General features: G+C 70.3%; 23 protein-coding genes. 17 read left to right on the top strand and 6 right to left on the bottom strand.

From position 1 onward, the window contains the following. The first annotated feature begins 132 nt into the window (after positions 1-132). Entirely contained in the window at positions 133-1,308 is a 1,176-nt protein-coding gene (locus QLQ12_RS04265; protein WP_282757190.1) for a nitric oxide synthase oxygenase, read from the top strand. 569 nt (positions 1,309-1,877) lie between these two features. Here the strand turns inward: QLQ12_RS04265 and QLQ12_RS04260 are convergent. The 3 genes from QLQ12_RS04260 to QLQ12_RS04250 are packed head-to-tail and all read right to left on the bottom strand — an operon-like array spanning position 1,878 to position 4,457. Next, positions 1,878-2,495, bottom strand: a complete 618-nt coding sequence (locus tag QLQ12_RS04260) for an RNA ligase family protein (RefSeq protein WP_282757189.1) — start codon at positions 2,493-2,495, stop codon at positions 1,878-1,880. Position 2,496: 1 nt separating this feature from the next. Beyond that, positions 2,497-3,393: a phosphatase domain-containing protein gene (locus tag QLQ12_RS04255; protein WP_282757188.1), complete on the bottom strand. Its 897-nt coding sequence runs from the start codon at positions 3,391-3,393 to the stop codon at positions 2,497-2,499. Next, positions 3,390-4,457 carry an RNA ligase gene (locus tag QLQ12_RS04250; protein WP_282757187.1) on the bottom strand — a complete coding sequence of 356 codons (1,068 nt, stop codon included), beginning with the start codon at positions 4,455-4,457 and terminating at the stop codon, positions 3,390-3,392. Before QLQ12_RS04250 ends, QLQ12_RS04255 begins: the two co-directional genes overlap by 4 nt. 196 nt (positions 4,458-4,653) lie before the next feature. Here QLQ12_RS04250 and rpmE point away from each other — a divergent pair, with 196 nt between their 5' ends. Then, the gene (gene rpmE / locus QLQ12_RS04245; protein ID WP_282757186.1) at positions 4,654-4,878 is read left to right on the top strand and encodes a 50S ribosomal protein L31; all 225 of its coding nucleotides are present in this window, start codon (positions 4,654-4,656) and stop codon (positions 4,876-4,878) included. An 82-nt stretch (positions 4,879-4,960) separates the two neighbouring features. Then, positions 4,961-6,052, top strand: a complete 1,092-nt coding sequence (gene prfA / locus QLQ12_RS04240; RefSeq protein WP_282757185.1) for a peptide chain release factor 1 — start codon at positions 4,961-4,963, stop codon at positions 6,050-6,052. On the opposite strand, the gene QLQ12_RS04235 is transcribed toward prfA, so the two are convergent. Together QLQ12_RS04235 and QLQ12_RS04230 are read right to left on the bottom strand one after the other, a co-directional pair. Beyond that, positions 6,036-7,400, bottom strand: a complete 1,365-nt coding sequence (locus QLQ12_RS04235; RefSeq protein WP_282757184.1) for an outer membrane protein assembly factor BamB family protein — start codon at positions 7,398-7,400, stop codon at positions 6,036-6,038. The two genes, prfA and QLQ12_RS04235, sit on opposite strands and share 17 nt — an antisense overlap. Further along, positions 7,397-8,893, bottom strand: coding sequence for a GGDEF domain-containing protein (locus QLQ12_RS04230; RefSeq protein ID WP_282757183.1), 1,497 nt, complete (start codon positions 8,891-8,893; stop codon positions 7,397-7,399). Before QLQ12_RS04230 ends, QLQ12_RS04235 begins: the two co-directional genes overlap by 4 nt. Positions 8,894-8,960: 67 nt before the next feature. Between QLQ12_RS04230 and prmC the strand changes: the two genes are divergently transcribed. The 4 genes from prmC to QLQ12_RS04210 are packed head-to-tail and all read left to right on the top strand — an operon-like array spanning position 8,961 to position 12,059. After that, complete coding sequence (gene prmC, locus QLQ12_RS04225; protein WP_407651406.1) at positions 8,961-9,836, top strand: peptide chain release factor N(5)-glutamine methyltransferase; 876 nt, start codon at positions 8,961-8,963, stop codon at positions 9,834-9,836. A gap of 36 nt (positions 9,837-9,872) precedes the next feature. Continuing rightward, a complete protein-coding gene (locus tag QLQ12_RS04220) occupies positions 9,873-10,517 on the top strand; it encodes an L-threonylcarbamoyladenylate synthase (protein WP_282757351.1) in 645 nt (214 codons plus the stop codon). Position 10,518: 1 nt separating this feature from the next. Then, positions 10,519-11,115 carry an arsenate reductase/protein-tyrosine-phosphatase family protein gene (locus QLQ12_RS04215; RefSeq protein ID WP_282757350.1) on the top strand — a complete coding sequence of 199 codons (597 nt, stop codon included), beginning with the start codon at positions 10,519-10,521 and terminating at the stop codon, positions 11,113-11,115. Then, positions 11,112-12,059 (top strand): L-threonylcarbamoyladenylate synthase, encoded by a 948-nt coding sequence (locus QLQ12_RS04210; protein WP_282757182.1) that lies wholly within the window; start codon positions 11,112-11,114, stop codon positions 12,057-12,059. Before QLQ12_RS04215 ends, QLQ12_RS04210 begins: the two co-directional genes overlap by 4 nt. 28 nt (positions 12,060-12,087) lie before the next feature. On the opposite strand, the gene QLQ12_RS04205 is transcribed toward QLQ12_RS04210, so the two are convergent. Next, positions 12,088-13,548 carry an SDR family oxidoreductase gene (locus tag QLQ12_RS04205; protein ID WP_282757181.1) on the bottom strand — a complete coding sequence of 487 codons (1,461 nt, stop codon included), beginning with the start codon at positions 13,546-13,548 and terminating at the stop codon, positions 12,088-12,090. A 118-nt stretch (positions 13,549-13,666) separates the two neighbouring features. Between QLQ12_RS04205 and QLQ12_RS04200 the strand changes: the two genes are divergently transcribed. From QLQ12_RS04200 to atpD, 10 genes are all read left to right on the top strand, one after another. Further along, the gene (locus QLQ12_RS04200) at positions 13,667-14,977 is read left to right on the top strand and encodes a serine hydroxymethyltransferase (protein WP_282757180.1); all 1,311 of its coding nucleotides are present in this window, start codon (positions 13,667-13,669) and stop codon (positions 14,975-14,977) included. A 155-nt stretch (positions 14,978-15,132) separates the two neighbouring features. Next, the gene (locus QLQ12_RS04195; RefSeq protein WP_407651405.1) at positions 15,133-15,585 is read left to right on the top strand and encodes a hypothetical protein; all 453 of its coding nucleotides are present in this window, start codon (positions 15,133-15,135) and stop codon (positions 15,583-15,585) included. A gap of 280 nt (positions 15,586-15,865) precedes the next feature. After that, the gene (locus QLQ12_RS04190) at positions 15,866-16,027 is read left to right on the top strand and encodes an AtpZ/AtpI family protein (RefSeq protein WP_239143765.1); all 162 of its coding nucleotides are present in this window, start codon (positions 15,866-15,868) and stop codon (positions 16,025-16,027) included. A gap of 15 nt (positions 16,028-16,042) precedes the next feature. Next, positions 16,043-16,825 (top strand): F0F1 ATP synthase subunit A, encoded by a 783-nt coding sequence (gene atpB / locus QLQ12_RS04185; protein ID WP_282757178.1) that lies wholly within the window; start codon positions 16,043-16,045, stop codon positions 16,823-16,825. 73 nt (positions 16,826-16,898) lie between these two features. Further along, complete coding sequence (locus QLQ12_RS04180) at positions 16,899-17,126, top strand: ATP synthase F0 subunit C (RefSeq protein WP_282757177.1); 228 nt, start codon at positions 16,899-16,901, stop codon at positions 17,124-17,126. A 27-nt stretch (positions 17,127-17,153) separates the two neighbouring features. After that, the gene (locus QLQ12_RS04175) at positions 17,154-17,699 is read left to right on the top strand and encodes a F0F1 ATP synthase subunit B (protein WP_282757176.1); all 546 of its coding nucleotides are present in this window, start codon (positions 17,154-17,156) and stop codon (positions 17,697-17,699) included. Further along, the gene (locus QLQ12_RS04170) at positions 17,699-18,520 is read left to right on the top strand and encodes a F0F1 ATP synthase subunit delta (protein WP_282757175.1); all 822 of its coding nucleotides are present in this window, start codon (positions 17,699-17,701) and stop codon (positions 18,518-18,520) included. The genes QLQ12_RS04175 and QLQ12_RS04170 overlap by 1 nt, the downstream gene beginning before the upstream one ends. A gap of 75 nt (positions 18,521-18,595) precedes the next feature. Next, positions 18,596-20,158: a F0F1 ATP synthase subunit alpha gene (gene atpA / locus QLQ12_RS04165; RefSeq protein WP_282757174.1), complete on the top strand. Its 1,563-nt coding sequence runs from the start codon at positions 18,596-18,598 to the stop codon at positions 20,156-20,158. 2 nt (positions 20,159-20,160) lie between these two features. Next, positions 20,161-21,087, top strand: a complete 927-nt coding sequence (locus QLQ12_RS04160) for a F0F1 ATP synthase subunit gamma (protein WP_282757173.1) — start codon at positions 20,161-20,163, stop codon at positions 21,085-21,087. Continuing rightward, positions 21,087-22,529, top strand: coding sequence for a F0F1 ATP synthase subunit beta (gene atpD / locus QLQ12_RS04155; RefSeq protein WP_407651404.1), 1,443 nt, complete (start codon positions 21,087-21,089; stop codon positions 22,527-22,529). Before QLQ12_RS04160 ends, atpD begins: the two co-directional genes overlap by 1 nt. Positions 22,530-22,598 lie beyond the last annotated feature (69 nt).

Here is a 22,598-nt window from a genome sequence, read left to right as displayed (position 1 = left end):
CCGTACAAAAGCGACGCGGCCCACCCAATCGGGTGGGCCGCGTCGTTTTCGTCGCACAGCTTGTCTGATTCAGCCCATCAAGGGCCGTGCGAACCTCCGGTATCCCCATCCTCAAAAATCCGGAGGCGCTCGATGATCGTGCCCGGCTACCGGGACTGCCCGGCCGAGCCATGGGATCCGAGCTCACCGGTGGACCCCGGCGAAGCCGAGGAGTTCCTGCGCCGCTGCTACACCGAGAATCCCAGGCTCGGACCGGTCGAGCCCAGGCTCGCCATCGTCCGCGCCCAGGTCGCCGCCACCGGCACGTACGTGCACACCACCGACGAACTGACCCACGGCGCGAAGATGGCCTGGCGCAACGCCAGCCGGTGCATCGGGCGCCTCTACTGGCGCAGCCTAATGGTGCTGGACCGGCGACGAGCCCGCACCGCCGACGAGATCTACTCGCTGCTGGTGCAACACCTCCAGACCGCCGGGACCGGGCAGATCCGGCCGGTGATCAGCATCTTCGCGGCCGCCCAGCCCGGCCAGCCCTACGCCCGCGTGTGGAACGACCAGCTGATCCGCTACGCCGGGTACCGCACCGAGGACGGCAGCGCCGTCGGCGACCCGAAGCAGGTCGGGTTCACCTCGGCCGTGCGCGGCTTCGGCTGGCGGGGCAAGAGCGAGGCCTTCGACGTCCTGCCGCTGGTGATCGAGACGCCGTCCGAGGGGGTCCGCGTCTACGAGCTGCCGGAACGCGCCATCCGCGAGGTGCCGCTCAGCCATCCCGAGTTCGCGTGGTTCGCCGAACTGGGGCTGCGCTGGCACGCGGTACCGGCGATCTCCAACATGCGCCTCACCATCGGCGGCGTGCACTATCCGCTGGCCCCGTTCAACGGGTGGTACATGGGCTCCGAGATCGGTGCGCGCAACCTCGCCGACGCCGACCGCTACAACCTGCTGCCGCTGGTCGCCGCACGGATGGACCTCGACACCAGCCGCGAATCCACCCTGTGGCGCGACCGTGCCCTCGTCGAGCTCAACCGTGCCGTCCTGCACAGCTTCGAGGTCGCCGGCGTCAAGATGAGCGACCACCACACCGAGTCGCAGCGCTTCATCACCCACCTGCGCAACGAGGAGAAGGCCGGCCGCCGCGTCCCCGCCGACTGGACCTGGATCGTCCCACCCATCTCCGGCGGCCTCACGCCGGTCTTCCACCGCTACTACGACGAGTTCGACGAACGGCCCGCGTTCTACCTCGACGACGAGGCGGCGTTCCTCGCGCAGCACGGCACCCGCTGTCCCCGCCGGGCCTTCCCGGGCTGACGCCTTTCCCCACTTTCGTACGGCCACCGAACGGCCCCTAGGTGCCACCTCGCGCGACGTCCCGCTCCCCACCCGGTCCGTGGCGCGGGCGGCGAACCGCTCCGCCCGGCAACCCTCGGTAGGCAGTGACCGAAATCACCACTCAGGCCACCCTGTCGCCAGCCACCGCGCCCGCTACTGCGGCACGGCCGATTCCGTGATCGTGGCTGTCCCTTCCCTGCCCGCGCCGGCGGGCTTGCCGCGAGGGCGGTCGGCCTGAAGGGTTCGCCCGAGGCGGGTGTTGGCTGGCTACTTCTGAATACTTTCGACACCCGCTGCGGGTGTGAAGTACACCCGCAGCGGGTGTCGAGTTTCGGGATGACCATCGCGCGAATTCGTCGAGACGCCCGCGCTGCGGCCGTGACCACGGTGGACTTTGCGGGGAAGCGCGGGGCCGTTCGGTAGGCGTACATGAAAGGGAAGGGTGAGAGGCGCGCGGCGGCCGCGGCAGCGAGGGGATGAGGGGAGAGCCGCGGCAGCGAGGGCATGAGGGGGCAGCCTCGGCCGCGGCGTGAGGGGTCGGGAAGCCGTCAGGCGAATTCGTTGAGGGCGAAGTCGTCGCGGTGGCGCCAGGAGGCCTCGGTGCGGACGTGGTCGGAGCGGACCCACTTGAGGACCTTGTGATCGAAATCGGACGCGGGGATGCGGCCGGCGGCGCGGACGACGAAGCCTTCGGAGGTTTCCGGGCTGTGCCGGGCGGCCCAGGCGGCGCGGGCCTCGGAGAGGCTGCCGCCGCGGTAGAGGACCGGGACGACGGGCAGTTCGAGGCGGCGGGCCCAGTCGACGGTGTCGTCCCAGCCGAGCAGCGTGTTCGTCTCGTCCCAGATGCCGAAGACCAGGAAGACGCCGGGCAGGTCGGTGTAGGCGACGCTGCGGCGAGCCCACATGGACTCGCCGCAGACACGCCAGTCGTCGGGTATGCGGTAGGCGGTCATCGCCCACAGCGCCTTGGCCGGGCGGTCCCAGGGCTGGGTGCCGGAGTCGAGCGAGCGGGCGAACATGGTGTCGCGGGTGAAGGTGAGGTTCCCGCCGTCCATCTTCTCGGTTACCACGATCTCGCCGTCCAGCCAGGACAGATCGTGCTGAATCCGGTCGTCGGCGGTCGCTCCCGGTGAATCGGGAAGATGGAACGTCCGCGGATACTTCACCCTAGAAATCCCCCTCCGCGACCTGGAAGACCGTCAGGCCGAGCTGCCGCCACATGCGTACCACCTGTTGACGGTCGTCGAACACCCCGACGATCCGCCAGCGATCCCTGACCTCCTGGTCGAAGATCTCCCGCTTGACGATCGAGTCTTTCCGGCTGTCGCCTTCGGCACGCATGAACAACGCCTCGTACGGGACGCCGACGAACAGGTCGAGCCATGCCTCCGTCTCGGCGCGGCACACCGCGTCGCGGCCGGAGCAGAAGACGATCGCGTGGCCGGCCGCGTGCATTGCCCGGACCGCGGTGATGACCGCCGGGTTCGGCTCGTCCTCGCCGACCCGGCCCCAGTCGTAGGGGCTGCGGCCGGCCATCAGCGCGACCGTCCCGTCGATGTCGACCAGCACCGCCTCGGGCAGGTCCGGGTCGGGCCGGTAGACGACGCCGGGCCCGCCGCGGTCGACGAACGGCACCGCCAGCGGCAGGTTCTTGCCGGCCAGATAGCGGCCGTGCATCCGGCGGATGGCGTCCTCACCGACCCGCTCGTCCTCGGGCCGGTCGGCGTCGCGCCGGACGCACTCGTCGACCGGCACGTCGGTGAAGTCGTGCACCTCGAACGACGCGTCGAACCGGGCGGCCATCTCAGCCCACTCCCGGACCGTCTTGGCGCGCAGATTGGTGTCGTCGACGATGACGCTCGCCCGGACCCGCAGCAGCGCCTCCACGGACGCGCGCTGGGCGTGCGTCACCTGCGACTCGGAGTGCTGCGTGAAGAGACGCCGGCCGTGCAGCATGCGCCGCAGGTCGTCGCGGTTGACCCGGACCACGTCCGGTTGCAGCTTGCGCGCGAACGTGGTCTTGCCGGACGCGGGCAGGCCGCGCGTGATCAGAAGTCGCGTCATTGTTCGTTTTCCCATCCGGTGCGATCGCCGGCCGGCCGCACCCGCTGCCACAGGCCGGGACGGTAGTCCTTGCCGTCGAGCCGCAGGAACAGCTCACCCCGGTACTCGGTGCGCAGCGCCGCGGCCGCGAACTCCTTGCGGCCCCAGCCGTCCGGCATCCCGGCGACGATCTTGTCGTAGGCGGCCTCGACCGCGGCCGCCCGTGCGTCGACCGCCGCGATGAGCTCGTCGGCGATGCCGCGGACCCAGACGTGGAACTCGTCCGGGAGCGGCTCGGTGAGCGCCTCCAGGTCGCCGCCGTTGGCGAGGATGTCCCACACGGTGCGCGGCGTGAGCCCCGTCACCAAGCGGTGCAGCCGCACGTAGTCGGCGTACTTGATCTTCACTCGCTGATCGGCCTCGGTGAAGTGGACGACCAGTCCTTCCTGCCCGTCACGCGGCGGGGCGGCGAGCGCCTCGGCGAGCGTCGCGTAACCGAACGTCTCGACCACCGGGCCCGGCCAGTCCGGGACCGCTGCCGGCCCGTGGCTGCGGCCCGTCGCGATCTCCACCGCGCCGAGCAGGATCAGGTCGTCCATGCCCTGGTAGTCGATGACGATCCGGTTGCCCGGGTAGACGATCTCGACGAGCACGGTCAGGCCGGCCGGGGGCACGAACGCGCCGTACCGGGCGCGCAGCACCTCGGTGGCGTGCCGTGCCTGGTCGGAGGCGAAGGACCCCCGGGTGGCGACGGCGTAACCGGAGCCATCGTGATAGATCACACCCAGGCTGCCGTCGGCCTTGTCGGTGACCGACACCCGCGCGCCCGGGTCGAGCACCGGCGCCTGCGGCTGGTCGTGGTTGAAGAACTTCGGGAACGGCCGCGCGACGATCCGGCCGTCCGAGTCCACCACCAGGCCGCGGCAGGCCAGCGTGACCGGCGTCCAGGCCCCGCTGTACTGGCAGGCCTCGGTGTAGTTGTAGATCACGAAGGGCCGGGTGGGATGACGCTGCGGGCGCACCAGGCCGTTGTCGATCGCGGCGGTCAGCTCGCCCGGATCGAGGACGTCGTGGAGCAGCGTCATGGGAGTGCCTTCCAGGGGTGGGAATGTCAGGAGGGACGCTCACGTTAACCAGCGTGAATCCAGTTGCGCCTCCTGATTTCCGGTCGGTATGTCAGGCATGGCAGACTGGTACATCGGCCAGTAGGGGTTCCGGTTCACGTCTCTCCATCAGGAAGACGACCCGGCGGCCCGAACATCTGAGAGGGACCGAGAAGACATGAAGAGCGGCATTCACCCCGAGTACACGACGACCGAGGTCGTCTGCTCCTGCGGCAGCACCTTCAGCACCCGCAGCACCGCCAAGGGCGGCGAGATCCGCGTCGAGACCTGCAGCGCCTGCCACCCGTTCTACACCGGCAAGCAGCGCGTCCTCGACACCGCGGGCCGGGTCGCGAAGTTCCAGGCGAAGTACGCCAAGGTCACTGCCGCGAAGAAGAAGTAACTGCTTCAACGGCGCCCGTCCCGGTTCTCCGGGGCGGGCGCCGTTCGCATGTGGGTCCGCATCCACCGCTTGGGAGAGTTCGATGAGCAACGACCGTTTGAGCGCCCTTCTCGCCGAGTACGCGGACCTGGAAAAGCGGATGGAGGACCCCTCGATCCACGCCGACCAGGCGCTGGTCCGGCGGGTCGGCCGCCGCTTCGCCGAGTTGGCGCCGCTCAACACCACCCACCAGGAGCTGGAGGCGGCCCGTGCCGACCTGGCCGCCGCGAAGGAGCTGGCCGCCGAGGACCCGGCGTTCGCCTCCGAGGTCGAGGCCGTCGCCGCGGTGATACCGGCGCTGGAGGAGAAGCTCAGCGAGATGCTGATGCCGCGTGACCCCAGCGACGCCAAGGACGTGATCATTGAGATCAAGGCGGGCGAGGGCGGCCAGGAGTCCGCGCTCTTCGCCGGTGACCTGTTGCGCATGTACACCCGGTACGCGGAGCGCCGCGGCTGGGTGGTCGAGGTGATCGACTCGCAGGAGTCGGACCTCGGCGGCGTCAAGGACATCTCGGTCGCGGTCAAGACGAAGGGCGTGCCCGAGGGCGGTCACGGCGTGTGGTCCCGGATGAAGTGGGAGGGCGGCGTGCACCGGGTGCAGCGGGTGCCCGTCACCGAGTCGCAGGGCCGCATCCACACCTCCGCGGCCGGCGTGCTGGTGCTGCCCGAGGCCGAGGACGTCGACGTCCACATCGAGCCCGGCGACCTGCGGATCGACGTGTACCGCTCGTCCGGCCCCGGTGGCCAGTCGGTCAACACCACCGACTCCGCGGTGCGGATCACCCACCTGCCCACCGGCACCGTGGTGAGCTGCCAGAACGAGAAGAGCCAGCTGCAGAACAAGGAGTCGGCAATGCGCATCCTGCGCTCCCGGCTGCTGGTGCAGGCCCAGGAGGCTGCGAACGCGGCGGCCTCCGACTCCCGTAAGGCCCAGGTGCGCACGGTCGACCGCTCCGAGCGGGTCCGCACCTACAACTTCCCGCAGAACCGGATCACCGACCACCGGATCGGCTACACCGCTTACAACCTGGATCTGGTGCTCGGCGGCGAACTGGACGGGGTGCTGGACGCGCTCGCCGACGCGGACCGGGCGGCCCGGCTGGCCGGGGACCCGGAGCTCAGCCGACGGCAGTGACCGTCAGAGTGGTTTCCACCTGACAGGCCAGATAGCGTCCCTCACCGGTGCAGAAGCGGTCGTCTCTGATCGGGAGGGCGCCGAGTGTCACGGCCCGGCCGGTGACCGGGTCGAGCCGGCTGACCGCCATCCGGTTCAGGTCCGGGAAGAGGCCGCGGAGCAGGAACAGCGCGCCGGTCCGGTCGTCCCGGTAGAGCAGCCGGCCGCGGCCGGCGCCACCGACCGGCCGGCCGGTGGCCACGTCGACGATCGTCTGCTGGGGGGCGTCGTCGTTGCCGCTCACCAGCAGCCGGTCGTTCGGCAGGAGCAACCCGAAGGCCGCGTTGCCGTCACCGGACCAGCGCGCCTCGCCGGTCGCGGGGTCGACCGCCGTGAAGAAGTTGCCGCCGCCGACACAGAGAACCGGGCCACAGTCCTGCACATGCGCCGAGTCGGTGAACTCCCGCGTCCAGAGCTCCTCCAGGGTGGTCGCCCGGTAGGCGGTCACCGTGTTCGTGTCCCGGGTGATGTGCAGAACCATCACCAGGCCGGGCGCGGTGGCGATCATGCTGCCCGTGCCGTCGGACGACGACGTCGGGCTCCACGGGACCTGCGCGGAGGCCACCGTGGTCCCGTCGGAGTAGCGCAGCACGGTGATCTCGCCGGTGGGGGTGGCGGTGACGATGTGGGCCGCGACCCCGTTCTCCGACTGGACCTCCACGCGGTCGACGCCGGCGGGCGCGCGCTGTTCCCACACGATCGACCCGTCCCGGGCGCCGACCAGCCGGAACGCGGTTATCTGGCCGTCACCGCCGCTCTCATGCAGCAGCACCTTGTCGCCGTCGTCGCCGTAGACCTGCATGCCCGGCCGCTCCCACAACCTGTTGCCGGTGGCCGGGTCGATGGCGGTGAGGGTGCCCCCGTAGGCGTACGAGACGACACTGCCGTCCTCGAGCGTGAGCGCGGTCACCTGCTCGTCGCTGGGCAGCAGGATCACACCCGGCTGGGTCGCGGCGTCGATCCAGACCGGGCTCTCGTCGCTCGCGCGGGTCCAGCGGAGCGCGCCGGTCGCCATGTCGTAGGCCGTCAACTCGGACCCGCCGGTGACGGCGCGATTCACGAAGAGCAGGCCCCCCTGCGCCGACATGGAGTCGTTGTCGCTGAACGGAACCGACCACACCTCGCGGAGGACGGGCGGGCCGGGCAACGCCGAGCCACCGAGCAGCAGCGCGCACACGCCGGCGATCACGGCCGTCGTCAGCCGGCGCAGGGTGGCCCGGTCGAACTCGTGACGGCGGGCCGGCGGGTACTCGTCCAGCCTCGCCGAGGGGTCGCTGACATCGCCGAGATCGATCACGGACACGCTCACGTCGGTTTCCTGCCGGCGGCCGCGGCGGCCAGGGCGGCGCTCAGCCCACGCCCGTTGGCGCCCACCTCCGACCAGCCCGAGGCCAGCCCGATCGGGGTGCCCGGCACCAGAGCCTGCCAGTTCTCCGCCATGGCGGCCGAACCTATCCGCCGTGACACCTCGGCGGCCTGGTGCGGGCCGGCTCCCGGCAGGACCAGCACGAACTCGTCACCGGCGAACCGGGCCACGAAGTCACCGCGCCGCATCACCCGGTGCAGCACCCCGGCGATCCGCTGCAGCACCAGGTCGCCGAGATGCCGGCCGTGCCGCATGTTCACCGTGGTGAAGCCGACCACGTCGCAGACGCCGATGGCGGCCCGCTCACCACGGGCCAGCAGCGAGTCCACGTACCGCTCCAGCTGGCGGCGGTTGGGCAGGCCGGTGAGCGGGTCGGCCAGGGTCTCGTCGCCGTAGCGGCCGGGATCACGGTGCGTCTCCTGCGCGTCGAGGCGGGCGGCCACCCCGTCGAGATAGCCGTCCCGGAGCTGGTCGATGCGCAGGGCGGCGAGGCGGAACGCGTACCGGTCGGCGGCGTGCGCGGCGGCGTGGTCACCGGCGCTGGCGTGACAGATGCTGCGCAGCCGGGCCGGTTCCGGAGCGCCCAGCACCTCGGCGGAGACCGGCACCGCCTCCAGCATGGCCAGCGCCTGCTGCGGGCGGCGGGCCGCGATGGACAGGCAGACCGAGCCGAGGTGCCGCAGGTCACGGGTGCGGGCGCTGTCACCGCCGCCGGTCAGCCAGCGGGCCGCGTCGGAAGCGGTGGCGTCACCCAGGGCGGCGCGGCGGGCGAGGGCGTAGCCGTACACCGTGCGGCTGCCGGGCCGCAGCTGGTCGGTGGCGAGGTAGCGGGACAGCTCGGCGTCGATGTCGCGCAGCACCCGCAGGCAGCCGTCGGTGTCGCCCTGGTGGTCCAGGGCGACGGCGTTGCGCAGCCGGATGCCGGGAGCGGCGAAGACCTCCGACGCCAGCCCCGCGCTGGCGCCGACCTCCCGCGCCTGCTCGATGGCGGTCAGCGCCTGACCGTGGAAACCCAGGTATGAGTACGCCATGGCGAGGTCGTGCCAGCCCCAGGCGGTCTCCGAGTCGCGCTCGGGCACCGCGGCCAGCGCCCGGGACGCCTGGACCAGGTGGGTGACGCCACGGTCCAGGTTGCTCTGCAGATGAGCGCCGAGCGCGGCGAAGGCGTGCATCTGCCCGCGCAGATAGGGGTCGGGAACCTCGCGGACCGCCTCGGAGGCGGCCGCCATCGCGGCCGCCAGCTCGCCCGCCCGGCCCAGGTTGATCAGGGCGCCGAAGCGCTGGACCAGCGCGTAAGCCCGGGTGGCGGGATCGGACGCGGAGGCGAGCACCGCGTCGAGGATCGGCAGAGCAGGCGCGGACTGGCCGTGCTGTTGCAGGTCCCCGGCACGGCGCAGATCCTCGACATGTTCCGCGAGCTGGTCCAACCAACTCACCAGGCGCCTCCCACGGCATCGGCGGGTCGCCGGCGACCCCGCGTGCGCGACGTTCCATGATTATGCCGTGACACCGCGACACGAACACCCCTGCGAGGGCACGGATCGGGTACGGCTGGCCCCGGAGCTGGCAGCGGCCACCGCCGATCTCTCGAAGGCCGGGGTGGCGTCGCCGCGGGTCGACGCGGAACTTCTGGTCGCGCATGTGCTCGGGGTGTCCCGTGGCCGGCTGCTGCTGATCGACTCGATCCGCGCCGGCGAGGTGGACCGGTTCCGCGAGTTGGTGGCCCGCCGGCGCCGGCGCGTCCCGTTGCAACATCTGCTCGGTACGGCCGCGTTCCGGCACGTCGAGCTGGCCGTGGGCGACGGCGTGTTCGTGCCGCGGCCGGAGACCGAGCTGCTGGCCGGCTGGGGAGTGGAGCGGACCGCGCCCGGCGCCCTGGTGGTCGACCTGTGCAGCGGCAGCGGGGCGATCGCGGTGTCGGTCGCCGACGAGACCGCGGCCGGCCGGGTGATCGCGGTGGAGCGGTCGCCGGCCGCGCTGCCCTGGCTGCGCCGCAACGCCGCCGCGTTCCCGGTCGTCGAGGTGGTGGCGGGCGACGTCACCGAACCCGGGCTGCTGTCCGATCTGCACGGTCAGGTGGACGTGCTGCTCTGCAACCCGCCGTACGTGCCGGACGGCACCGAGGTCCCGCCGGAGGTCGCCGACCACGACCCGGCGGAGGCCGTCTTCGGCGGCGGTGACGGGCTGACGGTGATCCGGCCGGTCATCGCGTTGGCCGCCGCCCTGCTCAGACCGGGTGGGTCAGTCGGCATCGAGCACGATGACGTGCACGGCGAGACGGTTCCCGCCCTGCTGCGCGCGGACGGGCGGTTCGATGAGGTGACGGCGCACGACGATTTCACCGGCCGTCCCCGTTACGCGACCGCCCGCCGCCGGTAGGGCCTTCTCCCGCCGCATGGCACACTGCATCTCGTGATGCTCTACGACTGCGCCACCGTCGCGGACCGGGACCGTGGCATAGCCGCCGCCGTCGAGGCGGCCAAGAGCGGCGAGCTCGTGGTCTTTCCCACCGACACGGTCTACGGGGTGGGCGCCGACGCGTTCGCCACCCACGCGATCACCCAGCTCCATCACGCCCGCGGCTCCGACCGCCGGGTGCCGCCGCCGGTGCTGGTCGGCTCCCGGCACACGCTGGACGGGCTGGTCTACTCGCTGCCGCGGGCGGCCCGGGAACTGGCCGACGCGTTCTGGCCGGGTGCGCTGACCATCATCGTGGAGCACTCGCCCAGCCTGCAGTGGGACCTCGGAGACACCGGGGGCTCGGTGGCCGTGCGGATGCCGCTGCACCCGGTCGCTCTGGAAGTGCTGCGCGAGGTCGGCCCGATGGCCGTCACCACCGCCAACAAGCTCGGCTCGCCCGCCCCGCTCACCGCCGACGAGGCCCGCGACCAACTGGAGTACGCGGTCCGCGTCTACCTGGAGGCCGGCCCCGCCGCCGACCCCGCGCCGAGCACGATCGTCGACGTCACCGGCGATGTGCCGAGGGTGCTCCGGGCCGGCGCGATCCCGCTCGGGAAGCTTCGTGACGTGGTTCCGGACATCACCGATGGGCAGGACTGAGTTGCCGCCGTTCACCGTCCTGCACGTCTGCATGGGCAACATCTGCCGGTCCCCGATGGCCGAGCGCTTGCTGGCCCGCGCCGTCCGCGAGCGCGCCGGTGACGCCGACGGCGCGCAACTGCTGCGCAGCGTCAGCGCCGGCACCGGCGGCTGGCACGAGGGCGAGCAGATGAACCCGCCGGCCGCCCGGCTGGTCCGCGCCCGCCGCGGTTCCGACGAGAACTTCCTGGCCCGCAAGCTGCGCGGTGACTTCATCGACGAGGCCGACCTGATCCTCACGGCCACCGTCGACCAGTACGACTACGTGGTGGCGCTGCGCCCCGAAGCGGCCTCCCGCACGTTCGTGCTCGGCGAGTTCGGCCGCCTGCTCGGCGCGGTCGACGGCGCCGCGCTGCCGCCGGCCGAGCCGGCGCCGGACGCGGTGCACGCCCGCGGGACCGCGATCGTCGAGGCCGTGGCCGGGCTGCGCGGCTCGGAGTCCCCGCAGGCCGGCGACGATCTGGACGACCCGTGGGGTCGCGGCGACCAGACGTTCCAGCGGGTCGCCGATGAGATCGAGGACACCACGATGCCTCTCGCCGCGCTTCTCCTGCCGTGACCTCGGTGGTGCGGCCCGACGCCGAGGGACTGCGGCGGGCGGTGGAGATCCTGCGCGCCGACTCGGTGGTGGCGTTTCCCACCGAGACCGTCTACGGCCTGGGCGCGAACGCGTTCTCCGAGAAGGCGGTCGGCGAGATCTACCGGCTGAAGCAGCGGCCGAGCTGGAACCCGCTGATCGTGCATGTCGCCGACGTGGCGGCGGCTCGTTCTCTCTCCGACGAATGGCCCGATCTCGCCGACGACCTCGCGGCCCGGTTCTGGCCCGGCCCGCTGACCCTGGTGGTGCGCCGGGCCGCGCGTCTGCCCGGCATCGGCGCCGCCAACGACACCGTCGCGGTGCGGGTCCCGGCCCATCCGGTCGCCCTCGACCTGCTGCGGGCGTCCGGACTGCCGCTGGCCGCGCCCAGCGCCAACCGCTCCGAGAGCATCTCGCCGACCACCGCCGGGCACGTGCTCCGCAGCCTGCCGGACGTGCCGCTGGTGCTCGACGGCGGCGTCTGCTCGTGGGGCATCGAGTCGACCGTCCTGGACCTGACCGGTGACGTGCCGCGACTGCTGCGGCCGGGCGCGCTCGGCCTGCGGGTGCTGCGCGACGCGATCGGGACGATCACCCTGCCCGACGCCGAGACCGTGGACGGCGCGGCCCGGCCGTCGCCGGGCATGAGCCGGCGGCACTACGCGCCGCGCGCCGAGGTCATCCTCTGCAAGGACGTCCGCGACCTGGACCGGTCCGGCCTGGCGGAGCCGATCGGCGTTCTGGCGTACGAGGGGAGCGAGGGCACCGAGATCCTGTCGGCCGATCCCCGGGAGTACGCCGCCGACCTGTACGCCGCCCTGCACCGCCTGGACGACGCCGGGGTCGCGACGATCCTGGTCCAGGAGCCGCCGCAGACCGAGGACTGGCTGGCCGTCCGCGACCGGCTGTCCCGCGCCGCCGCCTGACCGCCGCGGCGGCTCTCACCCGCGGCTCTCACCCCCGCGGCGACTGCTCCGCGGTGCGGGTGATGTTGCGGGCCATGCCGTTGAAGACGATGCCGTGGAAGGGCAGCACCGCCGCCCAGTACAGGTGCCCGGCCAGCCCTCGCGGCAGGAACACCGCCCGCTGCCGGTAGACGCTTCTGCCGTCGCCGTCGGTCTCGGCGCGCATCTCCAGCCAGGCCCGGCCCGGAACCCGCATCTCGGCCCGCAGGCGCAGCAGCGATCCGGGTTCGATCTCCTCGACCCGCCACCAGTCCAGCGCCTCACCGACGCGCAGCCGGTGCTGGTCGCGCCGGCCGCGGCGCAGCCCGACCCCGCCGGCCAGCCGGTCCAGCCAGCCGCGGACGGACCAGGCGAGCGGGAACGAGTACCAGCCGTTCTCGCCGCCGACGCCCTCGATGACCCGCCACAGCCGGTCGGCGGGCGCGGTCACCGGGCGGGACCGCTCGTCGACGTAGACGCTGGCGCCCGACCAGTCCGGGTCGCTGGGCAGCGGCTCGGCGGCGGCGTCCCCGCCCGCGGCGTTGGACCATCGGGTCTCCACGTCGGCTTCGCGGATCCGGCCGAGCGCGAGACGTGCCGCTTCGTCGAAACCCAGTGGCGCGGGTCCCGGGAGCAGCGCGGCCAGGTCGTTCTCGTGCGCGATCGCCTCGTGGACCAGGCTGGCGACGAGGGGGCGGGCGATGGCGTTCGGGACCGGGGTGATCAGGCCGACCCAGTGCGCGGAGAGCCAGGGGCTGAGCACCCGTACCGGGATGACGATCCGGCGGGGCAGGCCGGCCACCCGGGCGTAGCGCTGCATCATCTCGGCGTACGTGAGCACGTCGGCGCCGCCGATGTCGAAGCCGCGGTTGACCTCGGGCGGGAGGGTCGCCGCGCCGATCAGGTAACGCAGCACGTCCCGTACCGCGATGGGCTGGATCCTGTTCTTCACCCACCGTGGAGTGATCATGGCTGGCAGGCGTTCGGTGAGGTGGCGCAGCATCTCGAAGGACGCCGAGCCGGAGCCGATGATCACCGGGGCCCGGAGCACCACCGTGGGCACGCCGCTGTCCAGCAGGATCCGGCCGACCTCGGCGCGCGAGCGCAGGTGCGGGGACGGCCGGTCGCCGGGCGGCAGTTCCGGGCCGCCCAGGTAGACGATCCGGCGGACACCGGCGGCCCGGGCCGCGGCGGCGAAGTTCCGGGCCGACTCCCGGTCGAGTCGTTCGAAGTCGGGCCGGCCGAGGGAGTGGACGAGGAAGTAGGCGACGTCGACGTCCCGGAAGGCGGCCGGCAACGTCGCCGGATCGGTGAGATCGCCCTCGATGATCTCGGCGCGGCCGGCCCACGGGGCGTCGCGGAGCCGGGCCGCGCTGCGTGCCAGGCAGCGCACCTGGTGACCGGCGTCGAGCAGCCGGGGGGCGAGGCGGCCGCCGATGTAGCCGGTGGCTCCGGTGATGAGGTAGCGCATGCCTGTGTCTCCCCGTGGCGGAAAACCGAAGTAACCCCGTAGTGAAGACTGTGCCCACGAACCGACCCCTCGAAGCCATATGCTCGAACCGGCCACTTCCTCGATCTCGGGAGGCCAGGTGGGCACCTTCTGGGGTCCGGACTTCACGGCACTGGAGCGCGACGATCCGGAGATCGCCGCCGTACTCGTCGGCGAGGTGGCCCGGCAGCGGGGCACTCTGCAGCTGATCGCGAGCGAGAGCTTCGCGTCGCCGGCTGTGCTGGCGGCACTCGGCTCCACCCTGTCGAACAAGTATGCCGAGGGCTATCCCGGGCAGCGCTATTACGGCGGCTGCGCCCAGGTGGACCGGGCCGAGTCGCTGGCCGTCGAGCGCGCGACGGGCCTGTTCGCCGCGGAGCACGTCAACGTGCAGCCGCACTCCGGGGCGTCGGCGAACCTGGCGGCGTACGCGGCCCTCGCCGAGCCCGGCGACGTGGTCCTCGCCATGGGGCTCCCGCATGGCGGGCACCTCACCCACGGCAGCCGGGCCAACTTCTCCGGCCGGTGGTTCCATCCGATCGCCTACCGGGTCGCCCCGGACACCGAGGAGATCGACTACGACGAGGTCCGCGACCTGGCGCTGGCGCACCGGCCCAAGGTGATCGTGTGCGGCGCCACCTCGTACCCCCGGTTGATCGACTTCGCCCTGTTCCGGGAGATAGCCGACGAGGTGGGCGCCTACCTGCTGGTCGACGCCGCTCACTTCATCGGCCTGGTGGCCGGCCGGGCGGTGCCCTCGCCGGTGCCGCACGCCGACGTGGTCACCGGCACCACCCACAAGGCGCTGCGCGGCCCGCGCGGCGGGATGATCCTCTGTCGTGCCGAGCTGGCGCAGCGCATCGACAAGGCGGTCTTCCCGTTCGCTCAGGGCGGTCCGATGATGCATGCCATCGCGGCGAAGGCGGTCGCCTTCCGCGAGGCGGGCACGCCCGCCTTCCGGGGGTACGCGAACCAGACGGTCCGTAACGCGAGGGTCCTCGCCGCCGGCCTCGCGTGCGAGGGGATGCGCCCGGTCACCGGCGGCACCGACACCCATCTCGCGGTGCTCGACCTGAGCGAGCTGAGCATCACCGGGCGCGACGCCGAGACCCGCTGCGCGCGGGCGGGCATCGCCCTCAACAAGAACCCGGTGCCGTACGACCCGGAGCGCCCGGCAGTGACCTCGGGTGTGCGGGTCGGCACGCCGAGTGTCACGTCGCAGGGGATGCGCGAGGACGAGATGCGGCGGATCGCCGACCTGATCGGCCGGGTGGTCCGCGACGGTGTGGACTCCCCGGCCGGGGAGGAGGTTCTGCGCGAGGCGGCCGCCGAGGTGGCCGAGATGGTGTGCGCCTTCCCGCCTTATCCACTCGACACGGAATCGTCGGCGGATTCGGCGTTCGCCCGGTGAAGTACGACGCCTTTCGAATTTTCGGAAAGGATTCCGGGAACGTCACCTGAACGATGAATAACCGGAGGTGGACGTGTTTCCGGGGCGATCCGGGCGCGGTGATAACGTGACCCGCCGCTGTCGGCCTCGACGGTGGAACGCCAGGGGAGGTAATGGTGAGCCAGCTGCCGCCCGAGGAGCATCCGGCCACTGAGGCTCCGGCCGAGCCCGCGCCCCAGGACCCGAGCTGGCGGATCGAGCACCTGCCCCTGCTCTCCGGGGTCTCGACCGCGCTGCTGCTCTGCGCGGCGTCGGTGGGCTTCTTCACGGGCGGGGCCGACTCGGCCGTGGGCGCGGCGGCCGGAGTTCTGATCGTGACGATCAGCTACACGATGTCCACGCTGGTCATCGCCTGGGCGGACACGGTGCGGCCGGCTTTGCTGTTGCCGCTCGGAATGCTTACTTATGTGGTCAAATACTCCTTGTTGGGAGTCATCCTGGCCATCGGCGTGAACATCAAGTGGCCGGGGTGGATGGCGCTCGGTTACGGCATCATCGCCGGGGTGGTCGTCTGGACCGGCGTGCAGGCCTGGTGGGTACACCGGCGGACCATGCGCAGAGTGATCTAGCGCACCTCATCGCCGCTGGTCAGCGAAGGGGGAATCGGTCACGCCGCCACGATTCGGTGACCTCTTCGCTCGCGCCGTGTTCCGATCTGGCGCGACAGGAGTACCGTGTCCACACAGTTGCGAGACCCCTGACGCCTGGACAACCACGGTTGTGCGGGGGGTCCCGCTTAGCTTCGTGTTTCCTGCTGATATCGTTCGGGCCGTCATGACCGGCCAGAAACCACCTTCAGAATCTCGCGGTGACGACGGTTCCGACCCGCCTCCCGACTCGGGTGCGGGGATGACCGCACTGTCGTATCTCATCGCGGGAATCTTGTCCTGGGGCGGGATCGGCTGGCTTGTAGACCACTTCGTCGGAACCACGGGCATCTTCGCCGGCATCGGCGCTGTCCTCGGGGTCGCCGGTGGTGTGTACCTCATCGTGCGCCGGCTCGGCGCCTGACAGGAAAGGGCCAAGGTGATCAGTCAGTCGACGGTCCTCGCGGCGGCGTTCCCGCCCAGCGTCGAGGACTTTTACCTGCCCAGCATCCTGCCGTGGAACCAACACGGTTACTGGTTCACCAAGATCACAGTGCTGGTCTGGGTCGCGGTCGCGGCGATCATCGTCTTCTTCCTGATGTCGTACCGGAAGCCGCAGCTCGTACCGACCAAGAAGCAGTGGCTCGCCGAAAGCCTCTACGGCTTCGTGCGGAACAACATCGCCGTCGACATGATCGGTCCGCAGGGCGTGCGGTTCGCGCCGTACCTGACGACGCTCTTCATGTTCATTCTGGTGAACAACTTCTTCGGCATCCTGCCGCTCGTGCAGATCTCGCCGATGTCGCACATCGCCTTCCCCGCGATTCTTGCGGTGATCAGCTACGTGATGTTCATCTACATCGGCATCAAGAAGCACGGCATCGCGTACTTCAAGCATGCGGTGGTCCCGAACGCGCCGCTCGGTATCCTGCCGCTGCTGGTGCCGATCGAGATCTTCTCGAACTTCCTCGTTCGGCCGTTCTCGCTGGCGGTGCGTCTCTTCGCCAACATGTTCGCGGGCCACATGCTGTTGCTCGTGTTTACTCTCGGCGGGTTCGCGATGCTCAGCGAGAACGTCTGGCTGGCGCCCGTCTCGGTTCTCTCCTGGGTGCTCACCATTGCGATCACCTTCCTCGAGTTCATGGTGATCTGCCTCCAGGCCTACGTCTTCACAGTGCTGACCGCGAGCTATGTCCAGGGTTCGCTCGCCGACGAGCACTGAGTAGTACCGAACTAGTCACACCCCGTTTGTCGTCCCGCGTGATAGTCACGCGAGATACCAGGAGGAACTGAGAATGCTTGTCGCCGAAGTTGTCGGTAGCACCGCCGCCATCGGTTACGGCCTCGCGGCCATCGGCCCCGGTATCGGTGTCGGTCTGGTCTTCTCGGCCTACATCCAGGCCACCGCCCGTCAGCCCGAGTCGTCCCGTCTGACCCTGCCGTTCGTCTGGATCGGCTTCGCCGTCATCGAGGCGCTGGCCCTGCTGGGCATCGCGTTCGGCTTCATCTGGGCCGGCCAGTAGTCCTTTCCACCTCGTTGGGAGGTCTCCATGCTCACCTATCTTGCTGCTGAGGGTGCCAAAGAACCGCACAACCCGATCATTCCTGTCTGGGAAGAGATCGTCGTTGGCTCGGTGGCCTTCGCGGTGCTCTGCTTCGTGCTGATCAAGTTCGTCTTCCCGCAGATGGAGAAGACGTTCCAGGCGCGGGTGGACGCGATCGAGGGCGGCATCAAGCGCGCCGAGGCCGCTCAGGCCGAGGCCAACCAGCTGCTCGAGCAGTACAAGACGCAGCTGGCCGAGGCTCGTACCGAAGCCGCTCGCATCCGCGACGAGGCCCGGGCCGACGCCGAAGGCATCCGGCAGGATGTGCTGGCCAAGGCCCGCGAGGAGTCGGACCGCATCATCGCGGCCGGCAACGAGCAGCTGTCCGCCCAGCGTGAGTCCATCGTCCGGGAACTCCGGTCCGAGGTCGGCACGCTCGCGGTCGACCTGGCCAGCAAGATCGTCGGCGAGGCGCTGGCCGACGAGGCCCGCACCCGTGGCACCGTCGAGCGCTTCATCGCCGACCTCGACACGACGGCCGGGCGGCGCTGATGACGTCGAGCGTAAGCCGCGAGGCCTACGGCGAGGCGTCGGAGCGGCTCGCCGCGAACACCGCGTCGGCCACGGCCCCGCAGCTGGTGACGATCGCCGACGAGATCCTGTCGGTGGCCGGCCTGCTGCGGGCCCAGCCCCGGCTGCGGCGTGCGCTGACCGACCCGTCCCGTCCCGGCACCGACCGTGCCGGGCTGCTGAAGTCGCTGCTGGCGGGCAAGCTTTCCGACAGTGCGATGAACGCGTTGACCGCTCTGGTCGCCGGCCGGTTCTCCCGTCCGGCCGACCTGCTCGACGCCACCGAGCGGCTGGGTGTCGAAGCCCTGCTCAACGCGGCGGAGCGGGACGGCAAGCTGGCCGAGGTCGAGGACGAGCTGTTCCGATTCGGTCAGATCGTCTCCGGCGACTCCACGCTGGCGGTCACGCTCAGTGACGCCGGTGCTCCGGTCGATCGGCGCGTTAAGCTGGTGCAGGACTTGCTCAAGGGCAAGGTGCACGTGGCCACCGGCCGCCTCGCCGAGGTCGCGCTCACCGGTTTCGGTGGTCGTGGCTTCGAGGCCTCACTGGCCCGGCTGGTCGAGACGACTGCCGCGAAGCGTGACCGCGAGGTGGCGTATGTGACGGTGGCGAAGCCGCTCACCGACGCCGAAGAGCAGGCACTGGGCGCGAAACTGGCCTCCATCTACGGCCGTCAGGTCTCGGTGAAGGTCGACGTCGAGCCCGCTGTTCTCGGCGGTGTCAGCGTCCGGGTCGGTTCCGATCTCTACGACGGCACGATCCTGCGCCGGCTGAACGCAGCCAAGCAGGCGTTCGCTAAATAGTCTTTTCCCCTCGACTCCGATCGAGAAGCCCCCTCGGCGGCGGTGACGTCCCGAGCTAGACAGAGAAGGCAGAGGATGGCCGAGCTGACCATCTCCTCGGATGAGATCCGTGGGGCGCTAGAGCGCTACGTCTCGTCCGCTACGCATGATCTCACGCGCGAAGAGGTCGGCATCGTCTCCGATGCGGGCGACGGCATCGCGCACGTCGAGGGCCTGCCCTCGACGATGGCGAACGAGCTGCTGGAATTCGCGGACGGGACTCTGGGCGTCGCCCTGAACCTCGACGTCCGCGAGATCGGCGCCGTGATCCTGGGTGACTACACGAAGATCGAGGAGGGCCAGCCGGTCAAGCGCACCGGCCGCGTCCTCTCCGTCCCGGTGGGCGACGCCTTCCTGGGCCGTGTGGTCGACGCCCTCGGTAACCCGATCGACGACCGTGGCGAGATCGCGAACGAAGGTTTCCGCGAGCTCGAGCTGCAGGCGCCGAACGTCATGGCCCGTCAGCCGGTGAAGCAGCCGCTGCAGACCGGCATCAAGGCGATCGACGCCATGACGCCGATCGGCCGTGGCCAGCGCCAGCTGATCATCGGCGACCGCAAGACCGGTAAGACCACGGTCGCGCTCGACACGATCATCAACCAGAAGGCGAACTGGGACTCCGGCGACCCGGAGAAGCAGGTCCGCTGCATCTACGTCGCGATCGGCCAGAAGGCCTCCACCATCGCCAGCATCCGCGGCGTGCTGGAGGAGCAGGGCGCTCTGCAGTACACGACCATCGTGGCCGCACCGGCGTCCGACCCGGCCGGCTTCAAGTACATCGCCCCGTACACCGGCTCGTCCATCGGACAGCACTGGATGTACAACGGCAAGCACGTCCTGATCGTCTTCGACGACCTGACGAAGCAGGCCGAGGCGTACCGCGCCGTGTCGCTGCTGCTGCGCCGCCCGCCGGGCCGTGAGGCGTACCCCGGTGACGTCTTCTACCTGCACTCCCGCCTGCTGGAGCGTTGCGCCAAGCTCTCCAACGAGCTGGGCGCGGGCTCGATGACCGGCCTGCCGATCATCGAGACCAAGGCCAACGACATCTCGGCCTACATCCCGACCAACGTGATCTCGATCACCGACGGTCAGATCTTCCTCGAGTCGGACCTGTTCGCCTCGGGTGTGCGTCCCGCCATCAACGTCGGCACCTCGGTGTCCCGCGTGGGTGGTTCGGCGCAGGTGAAGGCGATGCGTACGGTCTCCGGCCGTCTGCGCCTCGACCTGGCCCAGTTCCGTGAGCTGGAGGCCTTCTCGGCCTTCGCCTCCGACCTGGACAAGGCGTCGCGTGCTCAGCTCGACAAGGGCGTCCGCCTGGTCGAGCTGCTGAAGCAGCCGCAGTACTCGCCGTACTCGACGGTCGACCAGGTCATCTCGATCTGGTCCGGCACCACCGGGCAGCTCGACGACATCCCGGTCGGTGACGTGCGCCGCTTCGAGCAGGAGTTCCTGCAGTGGTTCAAGCAGCACAAGAGCGACGTCTACACCGCGATCGAGTCGACGAACCTGCTGAGCGACGACAACATCGAGAGCCTGAAGGCCGGCGTCGTCGAGTTCAAGAAGGTCTTCCAGAGCGGCTCGACCGAGAGCGGTAGCTAGTCATGGCCGGTCAGGTACAGGCGCTGCGGCGGCGTATCAAAACCGTCAAGTCGACCAAGAAGATCGCCAAGGCGCAGGAGCTGGTCGCCACCAGCCGGATCGCCAAGGCGCAGGAGCGGGTGAACGCCTCCCGGCCGTACTCGGAGGCCATCGCCAAGGTCCTGGGCGCCCTGGCTGCCAACGCTTCGGTCGACAACCCGCTGCTGGTCGCGCGTGAGCGCGTCCAGCGGGCGGGTGTCGTGCTGATCACCAGTGACCGGGGCCTGGCCGGCGCCTACAACGCCAACGCCATCCGCACCGCCGAGCAGCTGATCACTCGGCTGAAGTCGGAGGGCAAGGATGTCGCGGTGTACATCGTTGGCCGCAAGGGTCTCGGCTACTACAAGTTCCGGAACCGGCCGGTCGCGGCCAGTTGGACCGGCTTCTCCGAGCGCCCGTCGTTCGCCGACGCCAAGCGCATCGGTGACGCGCTGATCGAGGCGTTCGCCGCGGGCTCCGAGGGCGACGGCACGTACGGCCCGGAGAACATCGTGGGCGTGGACGAGCTGCACATCGTGAGCACCGAGTTCAAGTCCCTGATGACCCAGAGCGCCAACGCGAAGCCGCTGGCGCCCGTGCAGGTCGAGGTACAGGACGAGGAGCCGGGCCTGCGCCCCGCTTACGAGTTCGAACCGGACGCCGACGAGTTGCTCGACGCGCTGCTGCCGAAGTACCTCAACACGCGCCTCTACGCGGCGCTGCTTGACTCGGCGGCCAGTGAGTCGGCCTCGCGCCGGCGGGCGATGAAGAGCGCGTCGGACAACGCCGACGACCTGCTCAAGCGGTACACGCGCGAGATGAACTCCGCGCGGCAGGCTGCGATCACCCAGGAAATCAGTGAGATCGTCGGCGGCGCCAACGCGCTGGCCGCGGCGGGAAGTGATGTGTGATGACTGCTGTTGCTGAGCCCATTAAGGCGGAGACCGCTGTCGGCCGCGTCGTCCGGGTCATCGGCCCGGTCGTCGACGTCGAGTTTCCCCGTGACGCGATTCCGGCCATCTTCAACGCGCTGCACGTGGAGGTCACCCTCTCCGGCGGCACGAAGAAGCTGACCATGGAGGTCGCCCAGCACCTGGGTGACAACCTGCTCCGCGCCATCTCGATGCAGCCGACCGACGGTCTGGTCCGCGGTTCCGCGGTCACCGACACCGGCGCGCCGATCTCGGTGCCCGTCGGTGACGTGACCAAGGGCCACGTGTTCAACGCCCTCGGCGAGGTGCTCAACGTCGACCCGTCGACGCTGGACATCCAGGAGCGCTGGTCGATCCACCGCAAGCCGCCGGCGTTCGCCGACCTCGAGCCGAAGACCGAGATGCTGGAGACCGGCATCAAGGTGCTCGACCTGCTCGCGCCGTACGTGCGTGGTGGGAAGATCGGCCTGTTCGGTGGCGCGGGCGTGGGCAAGACGGTGCTCATCCAGGAGATGATCATCCGAGTCGCCCGTAACTTCGGTGGCACCTCGGTGTTCGCCGGCGTCGGCGAGCGCACCCGTGAGGGCAACGACCTCATCCTGGAAATGGACGAGGGTGGCGTTCTCGACAAGACCGCCCTGGTCTTCGGCCAGATGGACGAGCCGCCGGGCACCCGTCTGCGGGTCGCCCTGACCGCTCTGACCATGGCGGAGTACTTCCGGGACGTCCAGAACCAGGAGGTGCTGCTCTTCATCGACAACATCTTCCGGTTCACCCAGGCCGGTTCCGAGGTCTCCACCCTGCTCGGCCGCATGCCGTCCGCCGTGGGTTACCAGCCCACGCTGGCCGACGAGATGGGCGAGCTCCAGGAGCGGATCACCTCGGTCCGTGGCAAGGCGATCACCTCGCTGCAGGCGATCTACGTGCCCGCCGACGACTACACCGACCCGGCGCCGGCCACCACCTTCGCCCACCTGGACGCGACGACCAACCTCGAGCGGTCGATCTCCGACAAGGGCATCTACCCGGCCGTGGACCCGCTGGCCTCCAGCTCGCGGATCCTCGCCCCCGAGTTCGTCGGTGCCGAGCACTACGCGGTCGCCCGCGAGGTGCAGCGGATCCTGCAGAAGTACAAGGACCTGCAGGACATCATCGCCATCCTCGGTATGGACGAGCTCTCCGAAGAGGACAAGGTCACGGTGCAGCGGGCTCGCCGCATCGAGCGGTTCCTGTCGCAGAACACCTACGCGGCGGAGCAGTTCACCGGCGTCCCCGGCTCGACGGTCCCGCTGAAGGAGACCATCGAGGCGTTCAAGAAGATCGCCGAGGGTGAGTACGACAACTACCCGGAGCAGGCCTTCTTCATGTGCGGTGGCCTCGAGGACCTCGAGAAGAACGCGCACGAGCTGATGAAGGGCTGACCTAGGTCAGTCTGGAAAGCGAGAGCCGCGGCCGGCTAGTAACCGCGGGGGGCACGCGGGTAGGGAAGG

This window comes from Actinoplanes sandaracinus (assembly GCF_030009775.1).
Taxonomy (GTDB): Bacteria; Actinomycetota; Actinomycetes; order Mycobacteriales; family Micromonosporaceae; genus Actinoplanes; species Actinoplanes sandaracinus.
The sequence above is the reverse complement of the archived record's forward strand: the minus strand, read 5'-3'. Positions and strand labels throughout refer to the sequence as shown.

What these genes read in the sequence shown, in the direction of transcription:
- QLQ12_RS04265 (WP_282757190.1), top strand. Translation starts at nt 133, where the DNA reads ATGATCGTGCCCGGCTACCGGGACTGCCCGGCCGAGCCATGGGATCCG.
- QLQ12_RS04255 (WP_282757188.1), bottom strand. Translation starts at nt 3,393, where the DNA reads ATGACGCGACTTCTGATCACGCGCGGCCTGCCCGCGTCCGGCAAGACC.
- QLQ12_RS04250 (WP_282757187.1), bottom strand. Translation starts at nt 4,457, where the DNA reads ATGACGCTGCTCCACGACGTCCTCGATCCGGGCGAGCTGACCGCCGCG.
- rpmE (WP_282757186.1), top strand. Translation starts at nt 4,654, where the DNA reads ATGAAGAGCGGCATTCACCCCGAGTACACGACGACCGAGGTCGTCTGC.
- prfA (WP_282757185.1), top strand. Translation starts at nt 4,961, where the DNA reads ATGAGCAACGACCGTTTGAGCGCCCTTCTCGCCGAGTACGCGGACCTG.
- QLQ12_RS04220 (WP_282757351.1), top strand. Translation starts at nt 9,873, where the DNA reads ATGCTCTACGACTGCGCCACCGTCGCGGACCGGGACCGTGGCATAGCC.
- QLQ12_RS04205 (WP_282757181.1), bottom strand. Translation starts at nt 13,548, where the DNA reads ATGCGCTACCTCATCACCGGAGCCACCGGCTACATCGGCGGCCGCCTC.
- QLQ12_RS04190 (WP_239143765.1), top strand. Translation starts at nt 15,866, where the DNA reads ATGACCGCACTGTCGTATCTCATCGCGGGAATCTTGTCCTGGGGCGGG.
- QLQ12_RS04180 (WP_282757177.1), top strand. Translation starts at nt 16,899, where the DNA reads ATGCTTGTCGCCGAAGTTGTCGGTAGCACCGCCGCCATCGGTTACGGC.
- QLQ12_RS04175 (WP_282757176.1), top strand. Translation starts at nt 17,154, where the DNA reads ATGCTCACCTATCTTGCTGCTGAGGGTGCCAAAGAACCGCACAACCCG.
- QLQ12_RS04170 (WP_282757175.1), top strand. Translation starts at nt 17,699, where the DNA reads ATGACGTCGAGCGTAAGCCGCGAGGCCTACGGCGAGGCGTCGGAGCGG.
- atpA (WP_282757174.1), top strand. Translation starts at nt 18,596, where the DNA reads ATGGCCGAGCTGACCATCTCCTCGGATGAGATCCGTGGGGCGCTAGAG.
- QLQ12_RS04160 (WP_282757173.1), top strand. Translation starts at nt 20,161, where the DNA reads ATGGCCGGTCAGGTACAGGCGCTGCGGCGGCGTATCAAAACCGTCAAG.
- atpD (WP_407651404.1), top strand. Translation starts at nt 21,087, where the DNA reads ATGACTGCTGTTGCTGAGCCCATTAAGGCGGAGACCGCTGTCGGCCGC.